The sequence below is a fragment of the uncultured Oscillibacter sp. genome (genome assembly GCF_950073225.1).
Classification (GTDB): Bacteria; Bacillota; Clostridia; order Oscillospirales; family Oscillospiraceae; genus Oscillibacter.
This window is the reverse complement of record NZ_CATMPS010000001.1, coordinates 288,325-303,471: the sequence shown is the minus strand read 5'-3', so window position 1 is coordinate 303,471 and position 15,147 is coordinate 288,325. Positions and strand designations below refer to the sequence as shown.

Genomic DNA, 15,147 nt, shown 5'->3' with positions numbered 1-15,147 from the left:
AATGGACATGGAGGAGCAAAGGGGCATGGCGGCGGAGGATTTGGCCCTTATCAACGCCCTGGCCAAGGCGGAGCTGACGGCGGAGCAGGTGTATGTCTTTACCCTGCGGCTTTGCGACAACGAGGTGGACCGGGACTTTGAGCGCTTTGACGGCGAGGCCCTGGAACGGCTGGGGGAGCTGTTTGTGGGCAAGAGCGGCATCTTTGACCACCAGTGGAGCGCCGGGGGCCAGACGGCCCGGCTTTACAAAACCCAGGTGGTGCGGGAGAGCGCCCAAAAAACCCAGGCGGGGGACGAGTACCGCTGGCTCAAGGGCTGGGCCTATCTTCTGCGGACGGAGAAGAACGAAGATCTGATTGCCGAAATCGAGGGGGGCATCAAAAAAGAGGTCAGCGTGGGGTGCAGCGCCGGGCGGCGGGTGTGCTCCGTCTGCGGAGCGGAGGACTGCGAGCACGTGCCGGGACAGGTTTACGACGGGAAGCTGTGCTTTTGGGAGCTGCGGGATATTAAGGACGCCTATGAGTGGTCCTTCGTGGCGGTACCCGCCCAGCGGGCGGCGGGGGTGCTGAAGCGCTTCGGCCAGGAGCGGGAGGGGGACAGGACCCTCCGCAAGGAGGCGGAGCTGGGGCGGAAGTACCTTCAGGCCCTGCGCCGGGAGGTGGTGCGCCTGGCCATGCTGGCGGACGACGGCTTGGACGGCGGCGTCTTCGCCAAGGCGGCACAGCGCCTGGAGGAGCCGGAGCTTTTGGAGCTGCGCAAGAGCCTGGAGGCCCGGGCGGCGGGGCGGTTTCCCGCCCCGGTGCAGCTGCGGCGGCGGGACGCCGCGGCGGAGGCGGAGGACGCGGAGGCGTTTCGGATTTGAGGGCGGTTTCGGGGCCAGGGGCTCCGTGCCGGATATACAGAAGGAGGAGAAAGAGGATGAGCTATCATTTTGAAAACCTGCGGCTGGAAAAGGGGATGTACGGCCGCGGCGGAACCAGCTTCGCCAAGACGCTGGAGGAGCTGGACCCCAGCGAGGGCTATCGGGGCACCCCCCTGGAGGGGCTGGACGCCTTTCAGCGCCAGCTTAAGCGCTTCGGCATCCACGTCAAGGGGGCGGACAGCGACCCGGTGGAGAAATTTTTCCACACCACCGAGTCCTCGGTGCTGTTCCCGGAGTTCGTCTCCCGGGTGGTGCGCCAGGGGCTGGAGGAGGGCGGCATCCTGCCGGACATCACCGCCACGGTGACCAAGTTCGACGGGATGGACTACCGCTCCATCGCCTCCATTCCCACGGAGGAGGAGAAAAAGCTCCTCCAGGTGGCGGAGGGGGCCGCCATTCCCGAGACCTCCGTCCGCACCCAGGAAAACCTGGTGAAGCTCCAGAAGCGGGGGCGGATGCTGGTGGCCTCCTATGAGGCCATCCGCTTCCAGCGGCTGGATTTGTTCTCCGTCACCCTGCGCCAGATTGGGGCCTACATCGGGAAGATGCACCTCCAGGACGCCATCAAGGTCCTGCTGGAGGGGGACGGCAACGAAAACCCGGCGGAGGTGGTCAGCCACAGCGGCGCTTTGAGCTATGACGCGCTGCTGGAGTTTTGGAACAAGTTTGACCCCTTCGCCATGAACACGCTGCTGGTGGGCGGCGACACCATGCTGGAGCTGCTGCGGCTCAAGGAGTTCCAAAACCCCCTGACGGGGCTGAACTTCCAGGGCACCGGCACCCTCTCCACGCCCCTAGGGGCCAAGCTGCTGAGAACGAGCGCCATGCCCGCCGGGACCCTCATCGGCCTGGACAAGCGCTATGCCCTGGAGCAGGTCGTCGGCGGCGAGGTGATGGTGGAGTACGACAAGCTCATCGACCGCCAGCTGGAGCGGGCGGCCATCACCTCCATCTCCGGCTTTGCCAAGCTGTTCACCGGCGCGTCCAAGGCGATGAAGCTGGGCGCGGAAGTCCAGAGCTGACGTGGGAGAGCGGATTTTAGAGCTGGCCCTGGCCCTTGGCGGCGGGGAGGACCGGGCGCTGCTGCCGCCCCTGTGCGCCGCGGCGGAGCGGGCCTGGCTGGCCCGGCTCCGGGAGGGCGTGACGGCGGAGGACTGCGGCGAGGCCCTGCCCTGCGCCGCCGCCTTCACGGCGGCGGCGGACCTGGCGGCGGCAGAGGGGGGCGCGGCCTCCTTCTCCGCCGGGGACATCTCCGTAAGCCTGGGCGGCGTCCAGGACCGGGCCAGGCGGGCGGAGAGCCTCCGCCAGGCGGCGGAGGGGCTGATGGAGCCCTTTGTCCGGGCGGCGGGGCTCTGGGCCCAGGGGGTGGAGGGATGACCCGCTGGGTGGACGAGATCCTTCGCCGCTATGGGCAGGAGCTTATTCTGGAGGGAAAAGAGGAGACTGTCCGGGCCTTCCTCCAGCCCCTGACGGAGCGGAGAGAGGAGGGACCGGAGCCCTCCCCCATCGGGGGGCTGGACGGACGGCTGTGGCTGTACCTGGGAAAGGCCGCCGTGAGGGCGGGAGACCGGGTTTGCTGGAACGGGCGGCGGTTCCGGGCCCGGAGCGGAAGGCCCCACTTCATCGGCCCGGAGCTCTCCCATTGGCGGGCTGTGCTGGAGCGGGCGAGGGAGGCGGAATGAAAGAGCTGAGACAGATGCGGGACGCGGTGATTTCCGCCCTGCGCTCCGGGGGGCTGGCGGCGGAGGCCGCCTTCCCCGGCAAGTGGGCGGCGGAGCGGAAAACGGCCCTGGCCACCGTCTCCGTGGAGACGGCGGAGGGCCGGGACCTGGGCTTTTGCGGCTATCTGGGGGAGAGCCGGGGCCCAAGCGGGGAAGCGCGGGAGGTCTATGGCAAGCACCTGGCGGGGACCATCGCCGTGGACATCCGGGCTGAGCGGGCGGTGGAGTGCGAGGCGGGCGGCGAGACGGCGGCGGCGGTGCTGCTGGGGAAGCTGCCGGAGGGCATCCGGCCCGGGGAGCTTCGGTGGGAGGCCCTGGCCTGGGAGAAGCAGACGGGGCTCTTCCTCCGGCGGGGAACGCTTCAGTGCCAGGCGCTGTTTTTGGCGGAGCGCGAGGAGGAAGAGACGGAGTTCCTGGATTTCAAACTGAAAGGGGTTTTGCATGGTGAACAATCTGCATGAGCGGCCGGGGGTCTACTCGGCCTATGACACGTCCTCGGTGGTGTCCGGTGGACAGGCGGTCCGGTCCATCGGCGTGGCGGCCAAGGCGGCCAGGGGCGAGACAGGAAAGCCGGTGACGGTGACGGGCTGGGCCGCCGGGGTGTCCGTCTTCGGCGAGGACGAGACGGCGGGAATGAGCACCCTTTTGCGGCTGCTGTTTGAAAACGGCGCGTCCGCCGTGACGGCGGTACGGGTGGCGGAGGAGGGCACGGCGGAGGACTATGCCCAGGCCTTCGCCGCCCTGGAAAAGGAGGAGGCGCAGATTCTAGTCTGCGACAGCGGCGAGGAGGCGGTCCACCAGGCCCTGCGGAACGCGGTGGAGGCGGCCTCCGCCCTGCGCCATGAGCGCATCGCCGTAGTGGGCTGCGCCGGGGCGGAGGTTTCGGAACTGGTGAGCCGGGCGGAGGCGCTGAACAGCGAGCGCGTGGTGCTGGTGGGGCCCGACGCCCTGGACGGCGGGGGAAAGCCCCTGTCCGGCGTGTTCGCCGCCGCGGCGGTGGCGGCCCTGGCGGCCTCCGCCCCGGACCCGGCGGTACCGTTGAACGGGGCAAAGCTCAAGGGCTTGACGGGGCTGGCGGAGGACTATACCGACAACGACATCGACCGGCTGGTCCGGGGCGGCGTGACCCCCCTGGAGTGCGTGGCGGGAGTGGTGTCCCCGGTGCGGGGCGTCACCACCCGGACGAAAACCGGCGGGGCGGCGGACGCCACATGGCGGGAGCTGACCACCATTTTGATTGTGGACGACGTGATTCCCGCCGTGCGCTCCGCCCTGCGCAGCCGCTTCTCCCGCAGCAAGAACAACGCCCGGAACCGGGCGGCTATCCGCTCCCAGGTCATTGTGGAGCTGGAGAAGAAGCTGGCGGCGGAAATCATCGACGGCTATGACGAGGTCCGCGTCTCCGCCTCCCACGAGGACCCCACGGTATGCCTGGTGGAGTTCGGCTTCGCCGTGGCCCACGGGCTGAACCAGGTGCATCTGGCGGTACACATTGAGATTTAAGAAAGGGGCGTGAGGAGCGTGACGGGATTTCCCACCAGCGCCGACATCTATCTGGAGATGGACGGCAGGAAGGTGGCGGTGGTTCAGAGCTACACCGCCAAGGCCAGCAAAACCTCCCAGAGCGTGGAGGCCTTCGGCGAGAGCGAGCCGGTGGCCACCATCGAGGGGCAAAAGCGCTATACCCTGGAGCTGACGAGGCTCTATGCAACGGACAACGCCGTGTCCGACGGCATCAACTTCTATGACCTGGCCCACTTCTCCCTGGTCATCTGCAAGCCGGACCGGCGGGTCATCTACAGCGACTGCCAGTGGAGCGGCATCGAGGAGGACGGGCGGCTCAACGCGATGGTTGCGGAGAAGGTCACCGTGGTGGCGGCCAAGCGCATTGAGACCTCGGCGTGAGGGACATTGACGAGCTGCGGCCCCTGACGGCGGGGCGGCTGCTGGAGCTGTGGCGGCAGTGCCGGGAGGCGGAGGACCCCCTGGAACGGGTGCTTCGCTGCAACGGGCGGATTTTGTCGGAGTGCTGCTTCTTTCAGGGGGAGCGGGTCTATGGGGACGAGACGGAGGCCCTGGCGGACCTGACGGGGCGGCAGATGGAGCGGCTGCTTTGCCGTTTGGCCCGGGACGGCGGGTCCGGGGAGGACCGCCCCACGGAACCGGGAACGGTGAACCCGGAATTTGACGCGGCGCGGTTCGCCGCGCTTTGGAGGGCGTGAGGAACGTGGACTATTTGGGCTGGGAGCTGGAACGGCAGCGGGCGGCGCTGTGGGCGCTGCTGGGCGGCGGGAGGGCGGAGGACGGGGAAGCCCCCGGAGAGGAAGATACCGCTTGGGAGGGGAAGGCCCTTCCGGGCGGGAGGCGGCGGAGTCCGGCGGGCTCCGGGACGGCGCGGGGGAACGCGGTCCCTCAGAGCGCCGGGCGATACGCCGCAAAAGAGGGCGCAGAGGCCGGGGGGCCCCTGGTTGGGGCCCCTGGGGCCTGGGAAACGGTTTTGGCCGCGGAAAAAGCCCTCCGCCCCGCCGGGGAAGCCGGCGCCTGGGAGACGCCGGTGGGCCCTTGGGAGGGGATTTTCGGCGCAGAGGCGGAATTTCCGGCCCGAAAAGGCGGGGGCACGGGGGCGGGATTTTCGCCCCGAAGAGACGGAGGCACAGGGGCGGGATTTTCGCCCAGAAAAGACGGAGGCACGGAGGTGCTCGCTTTCGCGGCCTCCCGGCAAAAGGAGGAGGCCCAAGGCCCGGCGGGGGAGGGGACAGGCTCCCGGACGGCGCTTGAAGGTCCCTCCGCCAGGCGGGAGGCCGGAGCCGGGGAGACGGCGGAAGCGGCGGTAGCGGCGGAGACAGCCGCCGGAGGGAGACGCGCCGGGGAAGCGGGCCCGGCTTCCTTGAGAAAATCCGGCGGGGACGCCGGGGGCGTTTCCATCCCCGCGCGCCGGGACGGGGCCGGGACGGCCCGCCTTGGCGGAGGCGGTCTTGATGGAGCGCCGGGACGGGAAACGCGGCTGTCCCGGCCCCTCCCCTGGGGAGAGGGCTGGGAAAGCCCCGCCCTCCGGGCGGAGGACGGGGCCCGGGCCCTTTCCAAGGCGGTACAGCGGGACGCCCGGCGGTATGACGGCGGGTTTACCATTTATTGACAGATGCCGGCCCTGCCGGGGGGGGATTTCCTCCGGCAGGGCCGGAGAGAGGGGGATGCCATATGCGCTTGACGCCTATGCGGTTCAAGGAGTTCACCTGGCCCCACAATCCGGAGGTGTACACGGTGGAGCACCGGCGGCGCATTGCCGTCCACCAGATCCCCTTCGGGCCCTGCGTGATGCAGGAGCTGGGAGGCTCCTACCAGGTGCTGAAGGGGGAAGGCGTGTTTGTGGGGGAGGACGCTTACCAGCGCTTCAAGGAGCTGGCCGGGGTCTTTCAGCAGGAGGGGCCGGGGCTTTTGATTCATCCGGTCTGGAAGGCGGAAAAGGCCTACTTCGCGGCGCTGGAGGCCGTGGAGGAGCCCAGGCCGGACTTTGTGCGCTACCGCTTCGAGTTTTGGGAGGACGGGGGCGGCTATGACGGCGGGCTTAAGGCCGTGGAGGCGGGGAACTCCGGAGGAAGCCCCGACGGCGCTTCGGCGGCGGGAAACGCCGCTGAACACCAGCGGGTCCACACCGTGCGGAAGGGGGATACCCTCTGGGCCGTGGCAAAACAGTACGGCGTGGAGCTGACGGCCTTAATCCAGGCCAATCCTCAGATTAAAAATCCGAATCTGATTTACCCCGGAGAGGCGGTGAAGGTGCCGTGACGGGAAAGCTCTACACGGCGGACCATCAGATTTTTGCGCTGCCGCCGCTTTTGAGCTGGCGGGTCACCCACACGGGGACGGTGCCCTGCGACAGCTTTTCCGTCACCTTCGTCTACCAAAAGGAGATGGCGCAGGCGCTGAAAACAGCGGCGGGCTTTGTGGCGGAGGAGGAGGGGACGGTCATGCTCCGGGCCGTTGTGGACGAGTACACGGTGGACCTGGACGGAAACGGCCTGACGGCCACGGTCTCCGGCCGGGGCTATGCCGCGAGGCTCCTGGACAACGAGTCCCGGCCCGTCACCTACCAGCAGGCCACCCTGGCGGAGATTCTGCAAAACCACGCGGAGCCCTACGGCATCACCTGCGGGGAAATCGCGGAGGTCCGGGCGGCGTCCGCCTACACCGTGGCGGCGGGGTCCAGCCAGTGGAAAGCGGTGGAAAGCTTCTGCCGGGCCTGCGGCGGCTTTGTCCCCCGGTTCAGCCGGGAGGGGGAGCTGCTGGCGTCGCCGGAGGAGGAGGGCCGGACCCTCTCCATCGGCGAGGGGGACCCGGTGCTCGCCTGCACCCTGCGGGAGGATCACTACGGCGTGCTGACGGAGGCCCTGGTCATCGACAAGACCCAGAATCAGGAGTTCTCCGTGAAAAACCAGGAGATGATCGACAAGGGAGGCCAGTGCCGCCGGGTGCTTTACACGCCGGGGCAGAGCACCTGGGCCGCCATGCGGTACACGGGGGAGTACCAGATTCAGCGGTCCGGGGAGGACGCCTGGACGGCGGAGGTAACGCTGCCGGGAAGCTTCCTGGCCTTTCCGGGGGACCGGGTGTCCCTGTCCCTGGAGCGGATGGGCCTTTCCGGCACCTTCCGGGTGGCGGAGGCGGAAAACCGCTTTGACGGCGGGAACGGGGCTCTGGTCACGCTGACGCTGAAGCCCCTGAAGACATAAGGAGGAAGCGCCATGTGGATTTCAAAACAGATGAAGCCGGCGGCGGCCACGGCGGACGCCGACCTGGGCGTCACCACCATCAGCGGGCGGAAAGCGGGCGTGCTGACCCGGGGAGAGGTCCGGGACCTGCCGGTCTACGGGCCGGGGGGGTATCTCTGGACCCCGGCCAACGGGACGGCGGCGCTGGTCATCAAGGGCGGTCCCGGCGGCGAGGAGCAGTGCGTGGCCGGGACCCGGCCCCTGGAGGAAGTAAAGCAGATTGAGCCGGGGGAGGTCTACATCTACGGCCCCGGCGGGAACTCGGTGTATCTGAAAAAGGACGGCAGCGTGGAAATCACAGGGGGGCAGGTATCCGTCAGCGGCGGGCTGAGCATCACCGGACAGCTCACGGTCAACGGGCAGCCCTATGCGCCCTGCGCGTGCTGAGGGAGGCGAACGGATGGAGCTGGAGCTGAGAAACGGGGACTACATCGCCGACGGCGTGGGAGGCCTGCGGCGTGTGGGGGGCCGGGAGGCTCTCCTCCAGCGGGTGCTCTTCCGGCTGACGGCCCGGCGGGGAAGCTTTCCCTTCTGGGAGGCCCTGGGCAGCCGCCTGTGGGAGCTGGGGCGGGTCTCCGCCCCGGAACGGCGGAGCGCCGCGCGGCAGTATGTGGCGGAGGCCCTGGAGGCGGAGCCGGTCAGCGTGGAGGACGTGGAGCTGGAGCAGGGCCGGGACGGCACGGCGGCGGTGACGGTCCGACTACGCTATGAGGGGGAGGACCTGCCGGTGACGGTGGAGGTCCGCCCCTGAGAGGGAGAGGGAGAACGATGCGGAGTATCGAGACGATTTATGAAAAGCTGCTGGCGGATTTCGCCCGGCGGGCGGGCTTCACGCCGGAGGCGGGCTGCGATTTGGCGGTGCGGCTGTGGGCGGCGGCGGCGGAGCTCCAGGCCCTGGAAATCCAGGCGGACTGGGTGCTGGACCAGAGCTTTCCCCAGACGGCCCAGGGAGTCTATCTGGACCGCCACGGGGCCATGCGGGGCTTGAAGCGCCTGGGGGCCACCCGGTCCGGGGGCACTCTGCGCTTTTCCGTGGGGGCGCCGCCGGTCATGGACGTCACCATCCCGGCGGGGACGGTGTGCATGACGGCGGAGGAGGTCCGGGTGCGGACCTCGGAGGAGGCGGTGATTCCCGCCGGAGCCCTGTACGCCGACGCGCCCGCCGAGGCGGTGGAGGCCGGGACCGGGGGCAACGTGGTGCCGGGGGCGGTGCGGTTTTTGACGGCCTGCCCCACGGCGGTGACGGCGGTGACAAATCCGGGGGCCTTTACCGGCGGGGCCGGGGAGGAGGATGACGAAACCTTCCGGGCCCGGATTCTGGAGAGCTACCGCCGCCTTCCCAACGGGGCGAATACCGCCTGGTATGAGACTACGGCCATGGGCTATCCCGGCGTGACGGCGGCCAAGGCCGTGGGCCGGGCCGAGGGGCCGGGAACGGTGAACGTCTATGTCACCGGGGAAAACGGCCTGCCGGACGGGGAGCTGCTGGCGGGTCTTCAGGCGGAGCTTCAGGAGAAGCGGGAAATCGCCGTGACGGTGAAGGCCCTGGCCCCCACCAGCAAGACGGTGAACGTGGCGGTGGCCGTGGCCCCCAAGGAGGGGGCGGACAAGGAGGCGGTCTTGGAATCCGCCCGGCGGGCCATGGCGGATTTCTTCGGCGGGCGGCTGCTGGGCCGGGCGGTGCTGCTGGCGGAGCTGGGAAACCGGCTCTACGACCTGGAGGGCGTGGAAAACTACCGCTTCACCGCCCCGGCGGAGGACATCCCGGCGGACAGCACCGTCCTGCCGGTGCTGGGGACGCTGGAGGTGACGGAGCTTATGGAGGAGGCGTAGCATGTACGAGGAATATCTGCGGGCGCTGCTGGCCCCCCTGGGGGTCTACCGGCTGGACCGGGATTCCCTCAGCGGGGCGGAGCTCTATGCCTTGGGCCAGGGGCTGGACGCCGTGTCGGCCCGCCTGGACGGGGTGGAGCGGGAGGGCGTCACCGCCACGGCGGAGGACGAGGGGCTGCGCCGCCGGGAGGCGCTGTTTCTCCGCCGCCCCGCCGCCGTCACGCCGGAGGAGCGCCGGGCGGCCATCGCGGCGCTGCTGCAAATCGACGGGGACAGCCTGACGCCGGAGGCCATCGACCGGACCATCCGGGGCTGCGGCATCTGGGCACAGGCCGTTGAGATGGGAACCAACCGCGTCCGGGTGGTATTTCCCGGAACGGCGGGGGTTCCGGCGGAGTTTGAGCAGATCGAGAAGATCGTGCTGGACATTCTGCCCTGCCATCTGGATGTGGAGTTTTACTTCCGGTTCCTCACCTGGGAGGAATGCCACCGGCAGGGCTATACCTGGGCCCTTGTTGAAGAACGGGAGTATGACTGGAACGGCTTCCAGCTGGCAATTCCGCCGGAGGAGGAGGGCGCTTTGCCGGACGGGGCCAACATTCTTTGACGGAAGAGGGAATGGATCGAATATCAAAAAGAGCGCCCGGCCAATGGCCGGACGCTCTTTTCATAAGTCATAGGGAAGCAAATTCCCGTTCAATCAGGCATACCGCCAGCTCAAACGCCTGAATTCTCCGCTCCGCCAGGGTTATCTGGGACCTGTACCGCTCCGGGTTCTCCCTGGCCCGGAGCGTTTTGACCGTTTCCCGGAGCTTGTGGAGCGTGGAGTCAATCTGCCGCTTTGCCTCCGTCAAGTCTTCTCTTGAAAATTCCATAACGCCTCCCATTCTCAAAACCGTATCAACCGTGTCCCATATCCCCGCAGAAAAGGACCCGCCTGTTTTCCTCGTACCTTCCACAATCCGCCGCGTCCTTTCGTCCCCCTTCGGTCGGAAGCAAAGAAATTCCCCGTCCAGCAAGAGGAATCATGCGTATTCCCAAACATCGCGAGGAAAAGGGTGTTTGCGGGAAAAACCACGGCGGGTTTTTCCTGCAAGTTCAATAAGACCCCGCCAACGGCGGGGCGGTCCGCAGGGCGGACCGTTGCGCACCAAAAAGAAACACGCCTGCGGCGTGCTTCTTTTTGGTGCGCGAGGCGGGACTTGAACCCGCACGTCCGTAAAGGACACTAGAACCTGAATCTAGCGAGTCTGCCAATTCCACCACTCGCGCGCATCGTTATGAACTTGCCGGGCCTTACAGACGAAAATGAGAGGGGTCCCGCCCCGGCTGAGACGGGACCCTGTTCTCTGGTGCGCGAGGCGGGACTTGAACCCGCACGTCCGTAAAGGACACTAGAACCTGAATCTAGCGAGTCTGCCAATTCCACCACTCGCGCGTGGTGCAAAGCCTTCCAAAGGGGAAGCGTGGTGCGGCTGACGGGACTTGAACCCACACGTCGAATCGACACCAGCACCTCAAGCTGGCCTGTCTACCAGTTCCAGCACAGCCGCGTAAGCCTGCGTTCCCCAAAAAAGACTGCTTGATTATTATAGCCGGGACCGCCCTGCTTGTCAACACCCATTTTCCGTTTTTCCCAATTTTTTTCCTGTAAGAAGCCGCCCCGGCCCCTCCGCCCCCTTGACGGAGGGGCCGGGCTTTTCCAGCGGCTTACAGCCCGGCCATGACCTCGCCGATGGGGTCCGTGATGACCAGCCCGGCGGAAAGGTCCCGGGCCACGGCGGATTTATTGATGAGGGCCAGCCGCTTTCCCCGGAAGTAATTGATGAGCCCCGCGGCGGGCCAGACGTTTAAGGAGGTGCCCCCGATGATGAGCAGATCCGCCCGGGCGATGGAATCCACCGCGTCGTTCATGACGGACTGGTCCAGGCCCTCCTCATAGAGCACCACGTCGGGCTTGACGATGCCGCCGCAGGTACAGCGGGGCACCCCGGTCCCGTTCAGAATGAAGTCCAGGCCGTAGAACTTCCCGCAGCGCTCGCAGTAGTTCCGGTGGACGCTGCCGTGGAGCTCGCAGACATGCTTGCTCCCCGCCGCCTGGTGAAGCCCGTCGATGTTCTGGGTAACCACGGCGGTGAGTTTCCCCGCCGCCTCCCACTCCGCCAGCTTTTTGTGGGCGGCGTTGGGCCGGGCCTCGGGGGCCAGCATTTTGGCCCGGTAGAAGCGGAAGAACTCCTCGGGGTTGCTTTTATAGAATGTATGGCTTAAAATGGTCTCCGGCGGATACTTCCACTCCTGATGATAGAGCCCGCCGGTGGAGCGGAAATCCGGGATGCCGGACTCCGTGCTGACCCCCGCGCCGCCGAAAAAGGCAATGGCCTTGGACTCTTGTACCCAGGTCTTTAAGGTCTCGACTGCTTCCGTCATAAATGTCCCTCCCTGCGGATTATAATAGAATGGCTTCAAAGGAGAACGTCTTATGAATATCCAGATCTTCGGCTCCTCCAAGTGCTTCGACACCAAGAAGGCCCAGCGCTGGTTCAAGGAGCGCCGGATCAAGTTCCAGTACATCGATCTCCCCTCAAAGGGATTATCCCCCCGGGAGTACCAGTCCGTCAAGCAGAAAGTTGGCTTCGAGGCCCTGGTAAACACAAAATGCCGGGCCTATGCGGATCTGTACATGGCCTATGTGGCCCCCGCCGCCCAGGAGGAGAAGCTGCTGGAAAACCCCATCCTCTTCCAAACCCCCATCGTCCGCAGCGGCAGGGAGGCCACGGTGGGCTATCATCCCGAGATTTGGGAGACCTGGGAGTGACCGGCTATTTTGACAGGAAGTGTGGTGATTCCGCCATGAAGCGCAAGCTGTCCCGGGGGATTTATCTCCTGGCCCGGCGCTACTTCCGCCACAGCGTGGGGGTCCAGAGCGCCGCCCTGGCCTTCTATTTGCTGTTTATGATTTTCCCCTTCCTCATCTTCATCAGCGCCCTGCTGGGTCTGCTGGATTTGAACGTCACCGCCATCCTCCTGGCCCTGGGGGAGTTTCTGCCCCGGGACGTGGTGGACATCGTGCGGGCCTATCTGGTCCATGTGGGCGAGAGCCCCAGCCCCAAGCTTATGGTGTTCGGCCTGTTTTTCTCCATCTGGTTTCCCATGCGGGCCACCAACGCCCTGATGGTTTCCGTGCGGACGGCCTATCACCTGGGGCCCCCCAAGCGGGCGGTGATTCACCGGCTGAAAACCCTGCTCTATACCGTGGTGCTGATTTCGGCCATCGCCCTGACGCTGGCACTGATGACCATCGGCGACCGGCTGCTGGGCTACGCGGTGGGGAACTTCCGCCTGCCGCTGCTCTTGGCGGAGCTGTGGGCCCGGATGCGCTTCCCGGCGGCGGCGGTGGTGGGCTACTTTGCCCTGTTCTTTCTCTACGCCCTGGCCCAGGATGGCCGGAGGCCCTGGCGGGACCTGTGGCCCGGGACCCTGGCGGCCCTGGCGGCCTGGATGGGGTTGAGCTGGCTGTACGCCATGTATGTGGAAAACTTCGCCAACTACTCCCTGCTTTACGGGTCCATCGGCACGGTGGTGGTGCTGATGATCTGGCTCTACATGTCCGCCAACGTGCTGATTTTGGGGGCGGAGCTCAACGGGACCCTGGTGGCGATGCGGAAGGAAGCGGAAAGCGGATAAAGCGGATTGGAAATGGGGAATGGCAAATGCGGGACCGCTATGAATTTGAGGCCGTCATTCACGAGGCGGGCGGCTCCGGCGGAGCCTACGTGGTCTTCCCCTGGAACCTCCGGGAGGAATTCGGCGCGGGCCGGGTAAAGGTCCGCGCGCTCTTTGACGGGATTCCCTACGAGGGGAGCATCGTGAACATGGGCGTAAAGGACGAGGCGGGGAACATCGCCTATATCCTAGGCGTGCGAAAGGACATCCGAAAGGCCTTAGGCAAGGGCCAGGGGGACACGCTCCAAGTGGTGGTGACGAGGCGCTAGTCTCCGGCATCCGGAAAACGCGGCCTAAGAGGACCGTATTCTCATACACCGGGGAAGCGAAAAAAGCGCCGTCTAGCTTGACAGCGCTTTTGAGAATTGCTATAATACAGATAAAGGGAACGCCGCGCAAGGCGGCTGGCCCTAGTAACTCAATCAATTGGACGGATAAAAGACCGCCAAGAAACCGTCACTTGCCAGAGTGGCGGTTTCTGCTTTTTACGATAATCGTCACGGTAAACCGCCCGATATGTAACGTAATCCGCATACGGCCCCACCTCCTTTCGGAGGATGTGGCCAGCCGCCTGTCCGCTGCGCAGCGTTCCCGCTCCTTTTTGGAGGAGCGGGAACATTTTATCATTCGGCATTCTGTTTGTCTAATGTTGTCCCCGGCTGGGTTTCTTATGGATAATCCTTCCCCCTCCCGCGCATACTACCCCCATTCTTGGAGGTGCGCATGGGAACTTTATCGGATAACTACACGGAAAACGTCCGGCTCTTTGACGAGGCCCTGGGGGTGGGCCGCAGCGTGGACATGGTGAGCCGGGATTACGTCATCGGCGGCCGCCGGGCCCGGATCTGGGTGGTGGACGGCTACGGTCTGGACGAAACCCTGGAACGCATGGGGGCCTTTTGGCTCTCCCGGCCGGAAAACGCCCTGGAGGGCCTTACGGACATGCAGGACTTCGCCGACCGGCTGATTTCCTTCTCGGAGGTGGACGTGGGCTTTGACCCGGAGGAACTTGTCACCTCCGTCCTCATGGGAAAAACCCTGCTTTTGGTGGAGGGGCTCCGGGGCGGAGCCCAGATTGACGCCAAGAGCTACCCCAGCCGGGGGGTGGACGAGCCCCCCGACGGCAAGGTCCTCCGGGGCTCTCACGACGGCTTCGTGGAGGCGGTGGTGCCCAACATGGCCCTGCTCCGCCGCCGCATCCGGGACCCCCACCTCACCATGGAGGGGCTGAAGGTAGGCAGGCGCTCCCACACCGACGCGGTGCTCTGCTACCTGGACGACAAGGCGGACCCGGCCCTCCTCTCCGCCATCCGGGAAAAGCTGAACGGCATTGACGTCAATTCCCTTTCCATGGCCCAGGAGAGCGTGGCGGAGGCCATCCGGCCCAAGCAATGGTACAACCCCTTTCCCAAGGTCCGCTATACCGAGCGGCCCGACAGCGCCGCCGCCAGCATCATGGAGGGCAACGTGGTGCTGATGGTGGACAACTCCCCGTCCGTGATGATTCTGCCCACCACCTTTTTCGATTTCACCCAGGAGGCCAACGAGTTTTACTTCCCGCCCCTGGTGGGGTCCTACCTCCGCCTCCTGCGGATCATCGTCTTTGTAATCTCCCTGCTGATTACCCCCACCTGGTACCTGATGGTGAAGGAGAACGGGCGGCTGCCGGAGTGGCTGAGCTTCCTCTCCTCCCCGGAACCGGCGGCCCTGGGGCTTTTGTGGCAGCTGCTGGTGGTGGAGTTTTTGGTGGATGTTTTGAAGCTGGCGTCCCTGAACACGCCGGACTCCCTGTCCAACTCCTTCTCCATGCTGGGGGCCCTGATTTTGGGCGACTTCGCCGTCCAGGCCGGGTGGCTGGGGCCGGAGGTGCTGGTGTATATGGCCTTTGTGTCCGTGGCCAGCTTCGCCCAGCCCAGCTATGAGATGGGCTACGCCTTCAAGCTCCTCCGGGTGGTCCTCCTCCTGCTCACCGCCGCCTTCGACGTGTGGGGCTACGGCCTGGGGATTCTGGGCATCGTCCTTCTGCTGGCCACCACCAAGCCCCTGGTGGGCCGGGGCTATCTCTACCCCCTCATCCCCTTCCACGGAAGGGCCCTGTGGCGGCTTTTGGTGCGGGAACCCATCAGCCGGGACAACACGTAGCTTTTTGGGACCGTCCTCCGCCTTTGCCGCGGGGGGC

The 15,147-nt window shown here is 66.1% G+C and carries 21 protein-coding genes and 3 tRNA genes; 19 read left to right on the top strand and 5 right to left on the bottom strand.

Annotation, left to right across the window (positions count from 1 at the left end; all coding sequences use genetic code 11):
• The first annotated feature begins 7 nt into the window (after nucleotides 1–7).
• The 15 genes from Q1M04_RS01465 (at nucleotide 8) to Q1M04_RS01395 (ending at nucleotide 9,852) form a co-directional block, all read left to right on the top strand.
• The gene (locus tag Q1M04_RS01465; protein ID WP_297999025.1) at nucleotides 8–862 is read left to right on the top strand and encodes a hypothetical protein; all 855 of its coding nucleotides are present in this window, start codon (nucleotides 8–10) and stop codon (nucleotides 860–862) included.
• A 56-nt stretch (nucleotides 863–918) separates the two neighbouring features.
• A complete protein-coding gene (locus Q1M04_RS01460) occupies nucleotides 919–1,944 on the top strand; it encodes a phage major capsid protein (protein WP_297999027.1) in 1,026 nt (341 codons plus the stop codon).
• 1 nt (nucleotide 1,945) lies between these two features.
• On the top strand, nucleotides 1,946–2,299 hold the full coding sequence (locus Q1M04_RS01455; RefSeq protein WP_293278855.1) for a hypothetical protein: 354 nt from the start codon (nucleotides 1,946–1,948) through the stop codon (nucleotides 2,297–2,299).
• Nucleotides 2,296–2,604: a hypothetical protein gene (locus Q1M04_RS01450; RefSeq protein WP_293278856.1), complete on the top strand. Its 309-nt coding sequence runs from the start codon at nucleotides 2,296–2,298 to the stop codon at nucleotides 2,602–2,604. The genes Q1M04_RS01455 and Q1M04_RS01450 overlap by 4 nt, the downstream gene beginning before the upstream one ends.
• A complete protein-coding gene (locus Q1M04_RS01445; RefSeq protein ID WP_297999030.1) occupies nucleotides 2,601–3,104 on the top strand; it encodes a hypothetical protein in 504 nt (167 codons plus the stop codon). The genes Q1M04_RS01450 and Q1M04_RS01445 overlap by 4 nt, the downstream gene beginning before the upstream one ends.
• Nucleotides 3,085–4,146, top strand: a complete 1,062-nt coding sequence (locus Q1M04_RS01440; protein ID WP_297999031.1) for a phage tail sheath subtilisin-like domain-containing protein — start codon at nucleotides 3,085–3,087, stop codon at nucleotides 4,144–4,146. The genes Q1M04_RS01445 and Q1M04_RS01440 overlap by 20 nt, the downstream gene beginning before the upstream one ends.
• A gap of 18 nt (nucleotides 4,147–4,164) precedes the next feature.
• The gene (locus Q1M04_RS01435; protein WP_293278859.1) at nucleotides 4,165–4,548 is read left to right on the top strand and encodes a hypothetical protein; all 384 of its coding nucleotides are present in this window, start codon (nucleotides 4,165–4,167) and stop codon (nucleotides 4,546–4,548) included.
• A complete protein-coding gene (locus tag Q1M04_RS01430; RefSeq protein WP_297293950.1) occupies nucleotides 4,545–4,865 on the top strand; it encodes a hypothetical protein in 321 nt (106 codons plus the stop codon). The genes Q1M04_RS01435 and Q1M04_RS01430 overlap by 4 nt, the downstream gene beginning before the upstream one ends.
• Nucleotides 4,866–4,870: 5 nt before the next feature.
• On the top strand, nucleotides 4,871–5,779 hold the full coding sequence (locus Q1M04_RS01425; protein WP_300345911.1) for a hypothetical protein: 909 nt from the start codon (nucleotides 4,871–4,873) through the stop codon (nucleotides 5,777–5,779).
• A 62-nt stretch (nucleotides 5,780–5,841) separates the two neighbouring features.
• Nucleotides 5,842–6,429, top strand: coding sequence for a SafA/ExsA family spore coat assembly protein (gene safA, locus Q1M04_RS01420; RefSeq protein WP_297999035.1), 588 nt, complete (start codon nucleotides 5,842–5,844; stop codon nucleotides 6,427–6,429).
• On the top strand, nucleotides 6,426–7,373 hold the full coding sequence (locus Q1M04_RS01415) for a hypothetical protein (protein ID WP_297293953.1): 948 nt from the start codon (nucleotides 6,426–6,428) through the stop codon (nucleotides 7,371–7,373). Before safA ends, Q1M04_RS01415 begins: the two co-directional genes overlap by 4 nt.
• Nucleotides 7,374–7,385: 12 nt before the next feature.
• Complete coding sequence (locus Q1M04_RS01410; protein WP_204789327.1) at nucleotides 7,386–7,799, top strand: hypothetical protein; 414 nt, start codon at nucleotides 7,386–7,388, stop codon at nucleotides 7,797–7,799.
• A 13-nt stretch (nucleotides 7,800–7,812) separates the two neighbouring features.
• Entirely contained in the window at nucleotides 7,813–8,163 is a 351-nt protein-coding gene (locus tag Q1M04_RS01405; protein ID WP_297999038.1) for a hypothetical protein, read from the top strand.
• 17 nt (nucleotides 8,164–8,180) lie between these two features.
• A complete protein-coding gene (locus Q1M04_RS01400; protein WP_297999039.1) occupies nucleotides 8,181–9,245 on the top strand; it encodes a baseplate J/gp47 family protein in 1,065 nt (354 codons plus the stop codon).
• 1 nt (nucleotide 9,246) lies between these two features.
• On the top strand, nucleotides 9,247–9,852 hold the full coding sequence (locus tag Q1M04_RS01395; RefSeq protein ID WP_297999040.1) for a hypothetical protein: 606 nt from the start codon (nucleotides 9,247–9,249) through the stop codon (nucleotides 9,850–9,852).
• A 67-nt stretch (nucleotides 9,853–9,919) separates the two neighbouring features.
• Here the strand turns inward: Q1M04_RS01395 and Q1M04_RS01390 are convergent, their stop codons facing one another.
• The 5 genes from Q1M04_RS01390 to Q1M04_RS01370 form a co-directional block, all read right to left on the bottom strand.
• Nucleotides 9,920–10,120 (bottom strand): hypothetical protein, encoded by a 201-nt coding sequence (locus Q1M04_RS01390; RefSeq protein WP_297999042.1) that lies wholly within the window; start codon nucleotides 10,118–10,120, stop codon nucleotides 9,920–9,922.
• 309 nt (nucleotides 10,121–10,429) lie between these two features.
• Nucleotides 10,430–10,517, bottom strand: a tRNA-Leu gene (locus Q1M04_RS01385).
• 78 nt (nucleotides 10,518–10,595) lie between these two features.
• Nucleotides 10,596–10,683 (bottom strand) — tRNA-Leu (locus tag Q1M04_RS01380).
• A gap of 29 nt (nucleotides 10,684–10,712) precedes the next feature.
• Nucleotides 10,713–10,798, bottom strand: a tRNA-Leu gene (locus Q1M04_RS01375).
• A gap of 157 nt (nucleotides 10,799–10,955) precedes the next feature.
• Nucleotides 10,956–11,672: an NAD-dependent protein deacylase gene (locus Q1M04_RS01370; RefSeq protein ID WP_293278869.1), complete on the bottom strand. Its 717-nt coding sequence runs from the start codon at nucleotides 11,670–11,672 to the stop codon at nucleotides 10,956–10,958.
• Nucleotides 11,673–11,724: 52 nt separating this feature from the next.
• Here Q1M04_RS01370 and Q1M04_RS01365 point away from each other — a divergent pair, with 52 nt between their 5' ends.
• The 4 genes from Q1M04_RS01365 (at nucleotide 11,725) to Q1M04_RS01350 (ending at nucleotide 15,110) form a co-directional block, all read left to right on the top strand.
• On the top strand, nucleotides 11,725–12,060 hold the full coding sequence (locus Q1M04_RS01365) for an arsenate reductase family protein (RefSeq protein ID WP_297996341.1): 336 nt from the start codon (nucleotides 11,725–11,727) through the stop codon (nucleotides 12,058–12,060).
• Nucleotides 12,057–12,929, top strand: coding sequence for a YihY/virulence factor BrkB family protein (locus tag Q1M04_RS01360; RefSeq protein WP_300345912.1), 873 nt, complete (start codon nucleotides 12,057–12,059; stop codon nucleotides 12,927–12,929). The genes Q1M04_RS01365 and Q1M04_RS01360 overlap by 4 nt, the downstream gene beginning before the upstream one ends.
• 26 nt (nucleotides 12,930–12,955) lie before the next feature.
• A complete protein-coding gene (locus Q1M04_RS01355; RefSeq protein ID WP_297996351.1) occupies nucleotides 12,956–13,237 on the top strand; it encodes a DUF1905 domain-containing protein in 282 nt (93 codons plus the stop codon).
• A gap of 454 nt (nucleotides 13,238–13,691) precedes the next feature.
• The gene (locus Q1M04_RS01350; protein ID WP_295755304.1) at nucleotides 13,692–15,110 is read left to right on the top strand and encodes a spore germination protein; all 1,419 of its coding nucleotides are present in this window, start codon (nucleotides 13,692–13,694) and stop codon (nucleotides 15,108–15,110) included.
• Nucleotides 15,111–15,147: the final 37 nt, after the last annotated feature.